This window comes from Thalassoroseus sp. (assembly GCF_984380535.1).
Map to the genome: position 1 here is coordinate 307213 of NZ_CFHRBF010000006.1, position 15537 is coordinate 322749.

At 54.9% G+C, this 15537-nt stretch carries 16 protein-coding genes and 1 tRNA gene; 12 read left to right on the forward strand and 5 right to left on the reverse strand.

The features are described 5' to 3' along the window. Window positions 1-67 precede the first annotated feature (67 nt). Both AC5DDB_RS10345 and AC5DDB_RS10350 read right to left on the reverse strand, forming a co-directional pair. Window positions 68-1816: a S26 family signal peptidase gene (locus AC5DDB_RS10345; protein WP_491739639.1), complete on the reverse strand. Its 1749-nt coding sequence runs from the start codon at window positions 1814-1816 to the stop codon at window positions 68-70. A 95-nt stretch (window positions 1817-1911) separates the two neighbouring features. Then, window positions 1912-3138 (reverse strand): aminotransferase class V-fold PLP-dependent enzyme, encoded by a 1227-nt coding sequence (locus AC5DDB_RS10350; protein ID WP_491739640.1) that lies wholly within the window; start codon window positions 3136-3138, stop codon window positions 1912-1914. 159 nt (window positions 3139-3297) lie between these two features. Between AC5DDB_RS10350 and lysS the strand changes: the two genes are divergently transcribed. From lysS to AC5DDB_RS10395, 9 genes are all read left to right on the forward strand, one after another. After that, entirely contained in the window at window positions 3298-4806 is a 1509-nt protein-coding gene (lysS, locus tag AC5DDB_RS10355; protein WP_491739641.1) for a lysine--tRNA ligase, read from the forward strand. A 265-nt stretch (window positions 4807-5071) separates the two neighbouring features. Next, a complete protein-coding gene (locus AC5DDB_RS10360; protein ID WP_491739642.1) occupies window positions 5072-5389 on the forward strand; it encodes a hypothetical protein in 318 nt (105 codons plus the stop codon). A 73-nt stretch (window positions 5390-5462) separates the two neighbouring features. After that, window positions 5463-7310: an ABC transporter permease gene (locus AC5DDB_RS10365; protein WP_491739643.1), complete on the forward strand. Its 1848-nt coding sequence runs from the start codon at window positions 5463-5465 to the stop codon at window positions 7308-7310. A gap of 76 nt (window positions 7311-7386) precedes the next feature. Next, complete coding sequence (locus tag AC5DDB_RS10370) at window positions 7387-8187, forward strand: ABC transporter ATP-binding protein (protein WP_491739644.1); 801 nt, start codon at window positions 7387-7389, stop codon at window positions 8185-8187. Between the two features lie 57 nt (window positions 8188-8244). Beyond that, a tRNA-Ile gene (locus tag AC5DDB_RS10375) sits at window positions 8245-8317 on the forward strand. 44 nt (window positions 8318-8361) lie between these two features. Then, window positions 8362-8799 (forward strand): tetratricopeptide repeat protein, encoded by a 438-nt coding sequence (locus AC5DDB_RS10380; protein WP_491739645.1) that lies wholly within the window; start codon window positions 8362-8364, stop codon window positions 8797-8799. A 42-nt stretch (window positions 8800-8841) separates the two neighbouring features. Continuing rightward, window positions 8842-9210 carry a VOC family protein gene (locus AC5DDB_RS10385; RefSeq protein ID WP_491739646.1) on the forward strand — a complete coding sequence of 123 codons (369 nt, stop codon included), beginning with the start codon at window positions 8842-8844 and terminating at the stop codon, window positions 9208-9210. Window positions 9211-9292: 82 nt separating this feature from the next. Next, on the forward strand, window positions 9293-10153 hold the full coding sequence (gene ilvE / locus AC5DDB_RS10390) for a branched-chain-amino-acid transaminase (protein ID WP_491739647.1): 861 nt from the start codon (window positions 9293-9295) through the stop codon (window positions 10151-10153). Window positions 10154-10221: 68 nt separating this feature from the next. Then, the gene (locus AC5DDB_RS10395; RefSeq protein ID WP_491739648.1) at window positions 10222-10962 is read left to right on the forward strand and encodes a YHS domain-containing protein; all 741 of its coding nucleotides are present in this window, start codon (window positions 10222-10224) and stop codon (window positions 10960-10962) included. Here the strand turns inward: AC5DDB_RS10395 and AC5DDB_RS10400 are convergent. From AC5DDB_RS10400 to AC5DDB_RS10410, 3 genes are all read right to left on the reverse strand, one after another. Further along, a complete protein-coding gene (locus AC5DDB_RS10400) occupies window positions 10944-11555 on the reverse strand; it encodes a hypothetical protein (protein ID WP_491739649.1) in 612 nt (203 codons plus the stop codon). The two genes, AC5DDB_RS10395 and AC5DDB_RS10400, sit on opposite strands and share 19 nt — an antisense overlap. 89 nt (window positions 11556-11644) lie before the next feature. Next, a complete protein-coding gene (locus AC5DDB_RS10405; protein WP_491739650.1) occupies window positions 11645-11881 on the reverse strand; it encodes a hypothetical protein in 237 nt (78 codons plus the stop codon). Window positions 11882-11978: 97 nt separating this feature from the next. Continuing rightward, window positions 11979-12512, reverse strand: coding sequence for a hypothetical protein (locus AC5DDB_RS10410; protein ID WP_491739651.1), 534 nt, complete (start codon window positions 12510-12512; stop codon window positions 11979-11981). A gap of 642 nt (window positions 12513-13154) precedes the next feature. On the opposite strand from AC5DDB_RS10410, the gene AC5DDB_RS10415 reads away from it, so the two are divergent. The 3 genes from AC5DDB_RS10415 to pyrE all read left to right on the forward strand — a co-directional run bounded on the left by AC5DDB_RS10415 (window position 13155) and on the right by pyrE (window position 15532). After that, window positions 13155-13385 carry a hypothetical protein gene (locus AC5DDB_RS10415; protein WP_491739652.1) on the forward strand — a complete coding sequence of 77 codons (231 nt, stop codon included), beginning with the start codon at window positions 13155-13157 and terminating at the stop codon, window positions 13383-13385. 173 nt (window positions 13386-13558) lie between these two features. Continuing rightward, a complete protein-coding gene (gene clpX, locus AC5DDB_RS10420) occupies window positions 13559-14845 on the forward strand; it encodes an ATP-dependent Clp protease ATP-binding subunit ClpX (RefSeq protein WP_491739653.1) in 1287 nt (428 codons plus the stop codon). A 126-nt stretch (window positions 14846-14971) separates the two neighbouring features. Beyond that, complete coding sequence (pyrE, locus tag AC5DDB_RS10425) at window positions 14972-15532, forward strand: orotate phosphoribosyltransferase (RefSeq protein WP_491739654.1); 561 nt, start codon at window positions 14972-14974, stop codon at window positions 15530-15532. Window positions 15533-15537: the final 5 nt, after the last annotated feature.

Genomic DNA, 15537 nt, shown 5'->3' on the forward strand with positions numbered 1-15537 from the left:
TTGGTAAAGCATTTCTCCCACACAAGTTGCGGAAAATGACCGGACTTGTGAACTTGGGGAGACCGGGTCAACGAATTGGCCGAATCCGTGAGAAGTCCGGTACGCGGATCGTCTGTGTTCGCCCGAAGAGATGGAACTCCACCTGCTTCGAGGGCAAATGAACCACTACTGGCTTGCCAAGGAAGAGACGTTCCGGGACCGCACCGTTGGGCCAGCGACGGCTGTCGAGTGAGATCGGGCTGTTGTCGCCTAGCATGAAATACTCGGCTTCGCCAAGTCGACACGGCCGATCGGTATCGCGGTGCGTATAATAGACGTCACGATAGAGCACCAAATCGGCAACTCGGGCATTGAGTCCGTTCGCTCCGAAGCGTACCGCTTTTAGCGGCGGTGGTGTCTCATCGGGAAGTTCATTCAACGGGACAGATGCAAACGGCAGGGCTCCGTTCAATGCGACCGTAATTTGCCGATCGAAGAGCGACATTTCCAATTCGATCGGTTTCATCAGGTCGCCAGCGGGAAGTGTTGATTTCCGCAACTGCGTCACCGGCTCACCGGTACGGATATCGATCTCCCAGAGTTGCGTCTCCCGTACGAGTGAATCGATCAGCAATCGCCATCGTCGGTCACCGTCCGTCATTTCCACAGCAAATTGACCGAGTTGACCACCATTCGGACGCCCCAAATTCAAAGTCGCCGTCAACATGATGTCGCGGACGGCGATTTCACGAGAGCGGTACTCGATTGGGTTGTAGCCGTAGAGATCGGTGATCGGTGCAATGTGCGATTTCTCGTATAACTCAGCAACCGCCGCCTGAAACTCCAAATCGGTGGACAGGTCCAACAATCGGACGAGGACATCGTCCGGCATCACACCAACGCATGTCAGTTCACGCGTATCGGCATCCCGGCGGACGGGGACAAAGTTCTCATCCAGCTGAATCTGATGCTGAGAAATCGGCAACGGCACGGAAGTTTGATGACTTCCACCAGCACGAAGCCAGTGACGATACGTCACCCACGACCAACCGGCGTTCGTGGACGATTCAGACGGGTCACGTGTCGTCGGGGATCGATCGAGAGCTTCGAATGAACTTCCGTGGTCCTTCCAACCATCATCTGCGATCCAGCGGGGCTTCCATGTTTCGTCGGTCGGTCGAGAGCGGTCGTCGTACACGAGTAAACGCAGCGCCCGTTGAGCTTCGATATCCTTGCGACAGAGCAACCCGTCAGCGTACACGTCGCCACCGTAGATCGTCATGGTCTCGCCTGGCAGCCCGGCAATTCGTTTGACGTAGGCCTGAGTGGTCTCGTACGGGTTTCGGAACACCGCGACATCCCACCGCTGCGGATCGCGGATGACGTAGGCATGCTTGTGCACCAACAGTTGGTCACCCTGGTTACGGGGAACCCGCGCGATATCGATCCGATTCTGCCCGCAGTTCGGACAAACGCACATCAGCGGATCGGCGGGAATTGTGCCTGCAATGTCTTGGCCTTTCGCATCCTCCGGCAGACCAGATTGGAGTTCCTTGTTCCACGGCACCCCATACGCAAACTCGTGTTGGCAACTCGGGCAAACGACACGTTTGTGGAAACCCAACAAACTCGGAGCCATCGAACCCGTCGAGATCATGTAACCTTCGACCAAGAAGGATCGAAACAGGATCACCGCGATCACCAGACACAGCACGGCCTCGGCCATCGAACGGAACGAACCCGATGCGGGCGTAGTCCGGCCGAAAGCAGGCGGATGACTGGTCTGTTGCGGTTCGGTCCAGTCGGTTTGGTGATCGATCTGTGTCGGCGTCCACATAGAAGCTTAATTCTCGAGCGGGCGGAACCGTCGAGTGTATCGGAAGTCCCCGCCTGCGGGAATCCGACTTTTCCGAACTACGAACACGCCGGAGGTCAAACGTTAAATCCTGTCGAGAACTCCGGTAAATGTTGCTGCAGACATTCGACAAGGCGATCAATTTCGCGGGTCGACGTATATAGATGACAAGAAACGCGGATAAAACGTCGTTCGTGCCAATGGAACACCGGGACTTCGATGCGTTCGCGTTCCCAGAGTGCTGTTTGCAACGGATCACGTAACACGCCGCCCACATCGGGATCGTTCGAGGGAGGGATCGGCAGCGAAATCATCGATCCGTACCACTCAATCGAATCAGGCAGAAAAGTCGGTAAGCCAGTGAACGCTTCGATCTTCTGCCGCGCATATCGTGCGAGTGCGTGTGTTCGCTGACGGAATTTCTCAAGACCGATTTCTTCGAGAAACGCGATCGCTGCCGGAACCGCGAGAAAACCGCTCGGGTCTCGGGTGCCGATCCATTGGAATTCGTCCTGCCAGCCGGTCGGAATGCCCGCCAAACTGCCGCCCCAACTCCGCACAACCGGCTGCACCTTCTGCGTGTGACGCTTGGCCACGTACAGAAAACCCGTGCCGAACGGGGCCGACAACCATTTGTGACAGCTTGCCACATAGTAATCGCAACCCAGGGCGTTCAAGTCGAGCGGCACCATGGCGATTGCGTGCGGCCCATCCACGCAAATCCGCACGCCCCGTTGCCGGGCCAACTTGCAGATTGTTTCGACCGGAAAGTTCGTGGCCGTTGCGGATGTCACATGACTGACCACCAACATTTTCGTGCGATCCGTAAGCGTATCTGCAACCGCGTCCACGATTTCTGTCGGATCGGTCAGCGGAAATGGCAGCCGAGCCACCTTCAACTCTGCTCCGCTCGCCTGACAGATGTCCCGCCAAATGCGGAACACCGCGCCGTATTCATGGTCAGTCAGGACGACTTCATCGCCTGGGGCAAGCTCCACCTGGGCTGCAACAATGTTCATACCGAACGTGGCATTGTCGACGAAAACCAATTCCTTCGCCGACGCGCCGATGAATCTTCCCAATGACTCGCGAGCAGCCGCCAATTCGTCTTCCGACTGTCGCAGAAAAAAATCCATCGGTTCGCGTTCGAGGGCATCGCACCACTTTTGTCTCGCGTCACGGACCGGTTTCGGCGACGGCCCAAATGAACCATGATTCAGGTAACTGACGTCCTCCGGCAATAGCCACTGTTCACGGAGCGATCGCCAAGGGGCATCGTCCAGCCAATCAGTTTCAGTCGACATTTGATGATTCTTTCGGATGGTTTTCGTCGTTGGAATGCGTTCTTGGACCGGACGAAATGCTCTGCGGTTCGGCTTTGCCATTGACGGAGCGAGGAAATTCTTCGATTATTCCGCAAACTTCCAAGATTGACTCAAGTTTTGTTACGAAGACCGCTTCCAATGTCCGGCAAACCCGATCGCTTTGAAAAGGAACGGCTGAAAAAGCTCGACCGCATCGTCGAACTCGGCAAAGATCCCTTTGGCAGCCGCTTCGACGACCACATTGAAATCGCCCAAGCTCGCCAGAACGCCCCATCGGAACCGGGCCAGATCGGCGAGACGACTCGTGTCGCGGGGCGGATCATGTTGCGTCGCAAGGCGGGCAAGCTGCGATTCTATGATATTGCCGACTACTCCGGCCAGATTCAGCTTCTATTCTCTCGCGGCGATTTGTCCGAAGAGCAATGGGAACTCATGGGCCAACTCGATCTCGGCGATTTGATTGGTATCGACGGGAAACTCAAGCGGACGGACACGGGCGAAATTTCCGTGATGGTCGAGAACCTGACCATCTTGTGTAAATCACTCGCCCAACCGCCGGAGAAATATCACGGCGTCGAAGATGTCGAGTTGCTGCTGCGGCATCGCGAGATCGATTTGATCTACACCGATGGCGTCCGCGACAAGATGCTGCGACGGTCGGCGATTCTCGATTCCGTCCGGCAAACGCTTCGGAAGCATCGGTTTGTCGAAGTCGAAACGCCGGTCCTTCATGGCATTGCCGGGGGAGCCGCCGCTCGACCATTCAAGACGCATCATAATGCGCTCGATATGGAGTTGTTCCTACGGATCGCGTTGGAGATTCACCTCAAACGTCTGATGGTCGGTGGTGTGGAACGGGTTTACGAAATCGGCCGGGTCTTCCGCAACGAAGGGATCGACCGCACGCATAATCCCGAATTCACGATGATCGAGATCTACCAAGCCTACGGCAACTATGAAACGATGATGGACCTCACCGAAGCCATCATCGTCGATGCTGCTCGGGCGGTGTGTGAGAACACAGATTCCGATCAAGTCACCCTGCCCTGGGAAGAGACGACGATCGATTTGACGTCACCTTGGCCCCGCAAGAAATACGCAGATCTTTTCGCCGAGTACGCCGGTTGTGCAATGAGCGACACCGACGCCGTCCGTGCGAAAGCGGTCGAGTTGGCGAAGTCCGGCAAAATCACCAAGGACTTTTTGAACCGCATCGAAACGACTGAAGTCCATCCCGACGTGATCGTGCAGGAAGTTTTCGAAGCGACCGTGGAAGACAATCTCATCGGCCCGGTGTTCGTGATCGACTACCCCGCGAGCATCTGCCCGCTGACGAAACGCAAAGCCGACGATCCCAACATCGCCGAGCGGTTCGAGCTGTATATCCAGGGCATGGAAGTCGCAAACGCCTACACCGAATTGAACGACCCTCGGTTGCAGGAAGAGCTGTTCCGCACGCAACTCGAAGGGCTTTCCGAAGAAGACTCAATGGCCAAGATGGACACCGATTTCATCAAGGCCCTCAAAGTGGGAATGCCTCCCGCGGGCGGATTGGGAATTGGCATCGATCGGTTAGTGATGCTGCTGACCAACAGCCAATCCATCCGTGACGTGATTTACTTCCCACTGTTACGACCAGAAGTGTAAAATATTAAACGTATGCCGAGATCGCGACATCCTAATAAGGAGATTGAAGCTGCGTTAGTGTATGCGGAGTTAAATGGGTGGGAAGTGTTTTGCTCATCCCGCGGTCATGTTTGGGGGCGGCTACGCTGCCCATTGCATGAGCGTGGTGGTTGCTTGCAAAGCATTTATTCCACGCCTCGTGTTCCGGAGAATCACGCTCGACTTATTCGAAGGGTTGTCGATGCTTGTCCGCACTTGAAACCAAAATCCGGCACTGATGAGGCAAATGAGTCGTGACCAAATGAACGAGACCTACTATTTTGATCTGATTTTGAAGAATTGCGATGACATTCTCGCGGACACCAGTGGTACGCACTTTGATGACTGGGCGAATGAACTTTATGAAGCCGGGTGTGACGATGCGATGCCGGGCATCTCTTGCGGAGTGGTCATCGTCGGATTTGCCCGGGAAGCCGAGTCACTAAAGGTGGCAATTCTCTCCGCAATTGCTGATGTCCAAACAGCCGGTTATGAGGTTGCAGAAGTTCGCCCTACTGGGGCTGATATTTACAACGAGATCAATCAGGATTTAGCTGTTGCGTAGAGCGTGTTTGGACTCTGAACATAACGCAACATTCGTGAATCAATAACAGAACGACCCGGACAAGGACGTCCCTATGTACAAGATTTTGCTTTGCCTGCGATATCTCCGCACACGTTACATTGCGCTGGCGTGCATTATTAGCGTGATGCTTGGGGTGGCGACGATGATAGTCGTCAACAGCGTGATGGCCGGTTTTAGTTCGGAGATGCGCGACCGCATTCACGGACTGCTCGCCGACGTGATCGTCGAAACGACTAGCCTCGACGGTGTCCCCGATGCGGAAGCGCAGATGGAGCAGATTCGCGACGTCGCGGGTGATCATATCGCCGGGATGACTGCGACTGTCGAAGTCTACGGGATGCTGACCTTTCCGTACTCCGGCCAGTACATCACGCGACCGGTCACGCTCATTGGTATTCGTCCGGAAGGCAAAGCGTCGGTCGGGCCGCTGAAGGATTATCTCGATAGCTACAACGAACTCCGGCAACACGGCGAGGTCGTGCGGGCGCCGTTGCGAGGCCAAGACGAGGCTCCCAATTGGGAACTGACCAACGAAGCCGCTGATTATCGGCGACAATGGCTCGCTCGCGAAAAAGAAATGCTGGCGATGTTTAACGCCGAAACGCCGATGCCAATGGTGAGTCCAAACGTCGTGCCCGAACCGGTTGAACCACCCCCGTTCGCCACCACGGAACCGCCGCCGTTTGAGGAATCGACGACACCGGGACCAGCGGTCGCCGCCAAACCGAACGATCTGCCGGTGTTCGCAACATCCGAAGAAACGCTCCCCGCTGATCCATTCGCATCGACACCGGGTGCCACCGAAAACCCGTTTCCAACCAGCCCGACGGAATCAGACCCCGATCATGATCCGTTCGCTCCGCTAGATGGTCGGTTGTACGTCGGCATTGGTCTCGTCAGTTTTCCTTACGATGAGAAAGGTGACGGCCATGTCGAAACCGTGATGATGGTCCAGCCTGGTGACGATGTGAAAATCGGCACCGTGTCCGCTGGCCGTCCGCCGGAAGTACGGCATTTCAATGCCACGATCTGTGATGTGTTCAAAAGCGGGATGAGCGAATACGACTCGAACCTGATTTTCTGCAACCTGGAATATCTTCAGAAAATCCGAGGCATGGTCTATCCCACCCCGGATTCTCGGTTGGACATCGGTCAGACCGTGTTGATTGGCTCGGTCGGTCGTCAACTCTCCGGCGTGATCGAGAAACATGATCCCGCGACCGGAATGGTCAAGGTGAAGCTTGATCCGGCTCAGCGGGAACAAGGAACGCTCACGGTCAGTGCGAATGAAGTGAAGCCTGTCGTGCGTTCGATCACATCGATTCAAATTCGCCTGAACGACTTCAACAACGCGGACGAAGTTGTCGCCCGGTTGAAGGCTGCGTTTCCGCCAGGTGTGTTCACGGTCAAAACCTGGGAACAAAAACAAGGGCCGCTATTGGCCGCTGTGGAAATCGAATCGGCCATTCTCAATGTATTGTTGTTCCTCATCATTGCGGTTGCCGGTTTCGGGATTTTGGCGATCTTCTTCATGATCGTCGTCGAGAAAACCCGCGACATCGGCATCCTTAAAGCTCTCGGAGCCGGTTCTCAAGGGGTGATGACGATCTTCCTGTCATACGGTTTGGCACTGGGTATCGTCGGGAGTGGTGTCGGTGTGGTGATCGGGCTGCTGTTTGTGGACAACATCAACACCATCGAAGACTGGCTAACCAAACTGACCGGTCGGAAAGTCTTCGATGAAACGATTTACTACTTCCCGGAAATCCCCACGCTCGTGAACCCCATGATGGTGGTTTGGGTCGCGTTGGGTGCGATGACGATTGCCGTTCTTGCCAGTGTGTTGCCGGCTCGGCGGGCGTCACGGTTGCGACCAGTGGAAGCCCTGCGTTACGAATAACACTCGGTGACGAACACGAAGTCGCCATCCATTGAGACAGTGCCCATTCCCAGTTCATCGGCAAGGGAGGCCGAGAATGACGACACCAACGATGTCAGCCCGATCCGAGAATTTTTCCACCGATCCGCACACCGACAGCTGCGAGTTGTCGGCGACGGAGCAGAAATCCACGCCTCACTTGGCGGCGATCACGCTGGAAAAAACCTACAAGAACGCCGCTCGCCCCGTGCCAGTGCTGCAAGGCGTGGACGTGTCCGTGAAGCGTGGCGAGTTTGTGTCGATCGTCGGTCAGTCGGGTTCCGGCAAGAGTACCTTGCTCCACTTGCTGGGGTTGCTCGACACGCCGGATATCGGTGAGGTCCGACTTGATGGCCAACGCATTGATGACCTCTCGACCAAAGCCCGAGATGCGATTCGCAATCGCGTGTTCGGATTTATCTTTCAGTTCTACCACCTCATGCCGGAACTCACGCTGGAGGAGAATGTCCTCGCTCCGCTGATGATTCGACATTCCCTGTGGGACTACTGGAAGAAACGCAAACAGTTCCGCGAGCAAGCGGCCGACATCATCAAGAAAGTCGGGCTGGAACACCGCACGAAACACAAGCCGTCCAAACTGTCGGGTGGTGAAATGCAGCGAGCGGCCATCGCGCGGGCACTCGTCGGGCAGCCGCAGGTGTTGTTGGCCGACGAACCCACCGGCAACTTGGATTCCAGCACCGGTCAGGAAATCATGGGGCTATTGTCCGGCTTGAACGAGCAAAACGGCCTGACTATCATTATGGTCACCCACGACGACGCCATCGCCAAGCAAGCTCACCGCATCGTGAGGCTTCGCGAAGGGCAGTTGGAATCGCTGAAGAACGGAACGGCTTGAACCATGATCCGCAAGAACATCCACCATCGAATATGCAGCCACGGCGAGCAAACACACGCTCCCGTAGCTCAGTGGTGAGAGCGCCGTTCTTATAAAGCGGGTGTCGATGGTTCGATTCCATCCGGGAGTATTTTTGAAACACGCGGAATATGTTTCCGTCAGCGAGTCATCAACATGACGGAATTGGCAAGTGATGTTCTAGCGCAAATTCAATCGTTGTGCGAAGCCGGTGATGACTTCGCGGGCGACGATGAATACATCGCCGCCTTGGAACAGTACTGGCAAGCCTGGGACTTGCTTCCCGAACCGCAAACCGATTACGAAGCCGCCACCTGGATTCTTGCGGCCATCGGCGATGCGAATTACCTCGGCGGGGATTTCGAAGCCGGTCGCGATAATCTCTCCCTGGCAATGCACTGCCCCGATGCGATTGGAAACCCGTTCCTGCATCTGCGACTTGGGCAATGCCTATTCGAGTTGAACGACCTCGATAAAGCCGCCGACGAGTTGACTCGTGCCTATATGGGGGCTGGTCGCGAAATTTTCGATGACGAGCCAAAACGGTATTTCAAGTTCCTCCAAACTCGCTTGGACCCACCGGCGGGCAGTTGATGGACTTTCGCCGCGACCCGTGCGAAACAAAAGGCAAAACCAATGCCCTGTCTGAATCTGCTCGTGATCCGGTCGGCAGACATTCAGAAGGCGATGGAGTTCTACCAGACGCTGGGGCTAGAGTTCGTCCGGGAATCTCACGGACACGGGCCGGAACATTTTGCTGCCACGGTAGACGGGTTGACGCTCGAAATCTATCCTCTGGGACAGAACCAAATGCCAACAACGAGTGTCCGTCTGGGATTCCAAGTCGATCGCGTCGATGATTTGGTTTCATCGCTGCAAACGAACGGCGTGACGGTCGTTTCTCAGCCGAGTGATTCCGAATGGGGCCGTCGAGCTGTCGTGAAAGACTTTGATGGGCACGTCGTCGAACTGTTGACACTCTTCGACAGCAATAAGGGAATGTAGGGTGCGTCGCGACGCACCACTGACAGATTAATTTTTGACGGTGCGTCGCGACGCACCCTACGATACCGACTGGTCCACTCCAATGCCGAATCAGGTCTACATCAACGGCCAACTCTTTCCGAAGGACGACGCGAAAGTTAGCGTCTACGATCATGGCCTGCTTTACGGCGATGGCGTGTTTGAGGGGATTCGGGTGTATGGCGGGAAGGTGTTCCTGCTGGACGAACACATCGAACGTGTGTACGAGTCCGCCAAGGCGATTCGGTTAGAGATCCCGATGACGCCTGTGGAGTTGTCGAACGCCACCGAAGAGACGGTGAAGGCGAACGAGATTACTGACGGTTACGTGCGATTGGTGATCACGCGAGGTGCTGGTTCGCTCGGGTTGGATATTCGGCGAACGAGCAATCCGCAAGTCATCATCATCGCGGATACGATTTCGCTCTACCCGAAAGAACTTTACGAGAACGGCTTGCAACTCGTCACAGCGAGCACGATTCGCAATCATCCGGGGGCATTGAGTCCGCGGATTAAGTCGCTGAACTACCTGAACAACATTCTCGCTAAGATCGAGGCGATCGACGCTGGCACACTCGAAGCATTGATGCTGAACCATAAGGGTGAGGTCGCCGAGTGTACGGGTGACAACATTTTTATCGTCAAACGAGGTGTCCTCATCACGCCACCAACGAGTGCCGGTATTCTCGAGGGTGTAACTCGGAACTCGGTCATCGAACTTGCGCGGAAGGCCGGTATCACCGTCGAAGAGACGGAAATGACACGTCACGATATCTTCGTGGCTGACGAGTGTTTCCTCACCGGAACGGCGGCGGAAGTGATTCCGGTTGTCGGTCTCGACGGCCGAACTATCGGCAACGGCGAACCTGGGCCAATCACGCAAAAACTTCTAAAACTGTTCCGAGATCTCACTGAAGCGGTCTGATTCCGATGCAGCGGGGTTAAACTGATTAGAGACCGTGAGCAAGTATGTTTTGAAAAGGTCGATGCCCGATGCGTTTTGTGTTCACCGGCTGCGTTGTGCTTATATTGTCCGTCTCATTGAGTTCGATGGGGCTCTTTGCCGACGCGCCACCAGCCAAGAAAACGCCAGCTGAGGCATCGGCCGCGAAGGACGCACTCGCCAAGTTCAACGACTGGGTCGGTGAATGGCGGGGTGTCGGGCAACCGCAACGTGGTTCTCGTCGCGGAGCTTGGTTAGAGACCGCAGAATGGGTTTGGGACTTCGATCCCGAACCCGCCCTGGTGTGGAATGTCTCTAAGGGGAAACTCGTCGAATCCGCCCGACTGACTTGGGACGCGAAGGGGCAAACGTACCGTCTCATGGTTTCGTTGCCCAACAACGCTAAACGAACCTATGTGGGAAAACTCTCGGACGATGAGTTGGTGATGGAGTCACCGGTCGAAGACGAACTTGTTTATCGAGTTTCGTTCCGAGCGTTGAATGAAAAGCGGATGTTGGCCTTGTTCGAGACGCAAACGCCGGGGCAAAGTTTCACGACGCGAGTTGCAGAGGTCGGCTATACACGCAAGGGCACCCGACTTGCCGCCGGACCAAGCGGGCCGGAGTGTATCGTGACTGGCGGTTTGGGCACGATCAAAGTGAGCTATCAAGGCGACACGTATTACGTGTGCTGCACAGGGTGCAAACAGGCATTCGATGACGATCCAGCCAGTTTCGTCGACGCGTACAAACAGAAACGAGCCGAGAAGTCTCAACGCGAACCGAAGTAGAACAGAATTAGACCGAGCGTCGCGTTCTGCAGGTCTTCAGGTTTAATCGGGAGTGCCGTGCTCAGGCCGGTGAGTTCGATAACGACCGTGATTCCCACAATGAGCAGCGTGATAACGGCTTTGGTGTCTTCCCACCAACCGGCTCCGCGTTTATCGCCTCGCCACCACCGCACGATCGCATTGACGAGCAAACCCAGAAAATACGCACCGACCGTGCCGACGATGGCGATCGATTGTCGCTCAAGCAGGCGTCCATTTTGGAAGAGATAAATCGCGAGTCCGACGAACGCCACAATGATCACACTACGGATCGTATGACGTGGCAGATAGAGCGGTTGCTCGTCGTGTGGGTAGACACCACGTGCGATCAAGTCTTCTTTGACTTCCTTCGGCAACTCCACGAACCGTCGCGATGTGAAGTAGTGAGCCAGCACGATCATCAACGTTTCCGACCACAACAAGCCGACTTCGTGTTTAGTGGCCGTTTGATAAACGATGAAGGCAACAACCATCAATGTCAACGCGGCCCGCACACTGCCTGCAGGCAAACCCAGCGGATGGCGGAAGGATTGCGACTGATTCGTTGGTGTCATCTCTTTCCGTTCGAATAGACAATTTGAACGCTAATACGTTTGAACTGGATGGCGATTCGGGCTCCGCAATTACATCACAATGACGCGGTTCACGGTACCACTAAGTCTAGCGGACGTTCCGCGTAGAACTCAATGAATCCGCAGTCTCCACATACCCATGCGGACACTTTCGTGGATTGCTGCCCTTTCATGATCCAAGCATCGGGATTGCGAAAGGTGGCAATGGTTAGATGGTACTGCAAATGCGACTCACCACGATCAAGCACTTTCGCATCCGCGATGACGTTTGAACCATCACACTTCGGGCAAATCCCAGTTTTCTTCATCCGTCAAATCTCCTGTGAGCGAACTACTGGGACCAACGCCGAAACGGGATTAACGGATCTCCAAAGATTCCTGCGGACGGAAACTGCCGATGGTTTGCTAGTTCCTCTCCGGGGATTGCAACGTCTGCGGCATTTTCTCCCATTCGTTTCGCACGCGATTAAGCCCGAAACTGCAGAGTTCGAATTCCTCGCTGAGTCGTCGCAAGACTTCCGACTGACTGCGGAACGGTTCTTCCTTGCAGGTACTGGCCAGATAGTAAGCGCGTTTACCCTGCTGGCAGTAGTCGAGGAGATGATCTTTGTGTTCGCTGCTTTGCATTCGCCGCAGCGCTTCGGGAAACACGCCTGCCCAGAACAGCGTAAAATCGCCCACGTGCCGATGAATTTCGTGCTGCGGCCGAGCTTCGCGTTCCTCGGCTTCAAGCAGCATTTCCGCCACTTCATAGAGACGTTGACCGGTGGCATTACGGATGCGGTAGATCGCGTCGCATCTTACAAATCGCACGAGAAGGTTGGAAAGATAGTCTGTCAGCGTGGGGTCGGCCACTCCCAATTCGACTTGGAACGTGTCTTCGACCAACCCGGCAAACAGGTTTCGCAACGTTTCGGCGTCAGCTAGCACCGGTTTCATACACATCTCCTTTACATAGGCGAAAAATAGTCCTCGTGATGAAAGCGCGAGAGAGGGATTTGTGGATAAACCCAAGCCGATTTGTCGTGTGGATTCGGCGGGCGAAAATTTCAGGGGTATCTATAGTTTAGATCGGCAATCAGGGCGAGGTCAAATTCGTGTTCTTGGAAACTGCATGAGAATGACGCGTATTGCGGAATGATTTCGTTGTCGTTTTTACAACGTGTCGTTGAAAACAGAGCAAGACCTGCACCACATTTCGAAACGCTTTCTGGCAAAATATGACAATGGAAATTTATTATCTGGTGTTTTTCCTGGGAAAACCACGGTTGAGCCTTGCACAGATTCGATTGTTTGATCTTTCTGGCACGCCGTATGCAACGCCTCAATTTTCAGCCGCAACTTGCCGGCATGCGAAGGATTGGTGATAATTGGTGGGGAGCACATTTCCCAGATTTCATCGAAACCAGAGTTATGCCAGGACGCGGTGGACGAAGTTTAGATCAGCTCTATGAGGAGTTTTTCGATTCACTTTGGCAATTGCTCGGATTGGGCGCGGTTATCTCGCTCGGCATTATGGTCATGTTTTGGATCCGATCCCGATTCAGGGATGATGCGGATTCTGACACGAACCCTCATTCAATGCTCACACAAATCCGTGAATTGCGACGAGAAGGTAAATTGACGGACGAAGAATACCGATCCATCAAGGGTCGGTTGGTCGAAAGACTGGACGGCTCATCGTCCGCGCCCCACCCGCCTGAGCAGGCGGATGGAACGTCGGAATCGGCAGTTTCCGCCGAATCGGATGTTGCGGACGAGGAGGCAGGCGACGACCTGGAAAACTCTAACGATGACGACTCGTTACGGTGACCTTGTCGAATACCCCTGCAAGCGAGCGGGTTTTTAACGAAATCCACCTCGCTGAAAGGGATCGGTGGCGGCATGTCCGCTCCGATGCCGTACAATTAGGTTTGCATGGAGGCAAACAAGGAATGGAGAGGACTTGATCCCCCGAATGCGATCGGCTGCGATGAAGGAAGAATATGGCCTCCAGTAAAGATTTCGGACCCACCAAGCGTGGTTCAACCGGCAAGAAAAATGCAAACTGCTCTTTCTGTCGGAAAAGTTACCGTGACGTTGGCCCTCTTGTCGAAGGCCCCGAAGACGTCTACATCTGTGGTGAATGCATCGAGCTGTGCCAGTCAATTCTCGACCAAGAACGACGACGGCGTGGTACTTCGAAGCAACTCTTCACCAATGTCCCCACGCCACGCGAAATCGTCACTTATCTTGACGAATACGTGATTGGTCAGACCCATACCAAGAAAACCTTGGCGGTCGCTGTCCACAACCACTACAAGCGGTTGATTCTCAAAGAGAATATGGACAGCGATGTTGAGATGGACAAGTCGAACATTTTGCTGATTGGCCCCACGGGTTGCGGCAAAACGTTGATGGCTCGGACTCTCGCCAAGATGCTGCAGGTTCCCTTTGCGATCGGCGATGCGACTACGCTTACCGAAGCGGGTTATGTCGGCGAAGACGTGGAAAACTTGCTCCTCAAATTGTTGCACGCGGCTGACTTCGATATCGAAGCGGCTCAACGCGGCATCTTGTTCATCGACGAGATCGACAAGATCGGCAAGACCAGTCAGAACGTCAGCATCACGCGGGACGTCTCTGGCGAAGGTGTGCAACAGGCGTTGCTCAAAATGCTCGAAGGCACCGTGGCCAATGTGCCTCCCCAAGGTGGCCGAAAGCATCCCGAGCAACAATACATCCAAATTGATACCACCAACATTCTGTTCATCTGTGGCGGGACGTTCGTGGGAATCGAAGATATTATCGCTAAACGGTTGGGCAATAAGTCCATCGGTTTCGGTGGTGCGACCGACGCCCGTCGGGAAGAACGCAAACGCGAAGGTTCGCTTCTCAAAGACGCCTCCGTCGACGATGTTCTCGAGTTCGGTTTGATTCCGGAATTGGTCGGACGTCTGCCTGTACTCAGTTCGTTGCAACCGCTGGGTGTTCCCGATCTCGTTCGCATTTTGACCGAGCCAAAGAATGCCTTGGTGAAACAATTCGAGAAGTTCTTCGAAATGGAGAACGCGACGGTCGAATTCACCGAAGGGGCGCTCGCCGAGATCGCCAAGATTGCAAAGAACAAAGAAACCGGTGCTCGCGGCCTGCGAAGTGTCGTTGAAGACGCGATGTTCGAAATCATGTACGAACTTCCCGATCAAGAACCGGGACGAAAGTATGTGGTCACGCCAGAAATGATCCGCGGAGAACAACGCCTGTTCCCCGGTAACGATTCTGCCGCCGCCTGATCGTCCGAAGCTCGACAATCTGAAAAACACTGCCCCGGGGATTTCCTCGGGGCTTTTTCTTTTCCGCACGTTTCTTGTATGGTTCGTGTGTCACGCCTGAAAACGACACCACTTGGAGCCATATTGATGAGCGGATACGACGAACAACAACTGATCGAAGCCTTTAAGAACCAAGCCCTGAAGTTTGGTGAGTTCACACTCGCATCCGGACAGAAATCGAATTACTACCTCGACGGCAAACAAGTCACACTCGAAGCTCACGGACTGCGACTTGTGGCCGAGGGACTCTTGGATCTTCTGTCCGACGTCGAGTACGACGCCATCGGCGGGATGTCGATTGGTGCCGACCCGATCATCGGAGCCGTCATCGCAATGGCTTCGGTTCGCGGCCGCGATTTAAAAGGGTTCCTCGTCCGCAAAGAAGCCAAAGGGCATGGCACAAAACGCTATGTCGAAGGCCCGGTGACACCCGGCGAACGGGTCGTCATCGTGGACGATGTCGTGACCACCGGCGGAAGTGCCCTGCTCTCGGTCGAACGAATTCAAGAGTTCGGTTGTGAAGTCGTTCAAGTCGTCGGGGTGGTCGACCGATTGCAAGGTGGTGCGGAAACGTTCGGCGGGAAGAACCTGCCCTATCGGGCGTTGCTGGACGTCCGGGACTTGGACGTGCCGCTTGCCGATTCCTGACCGTT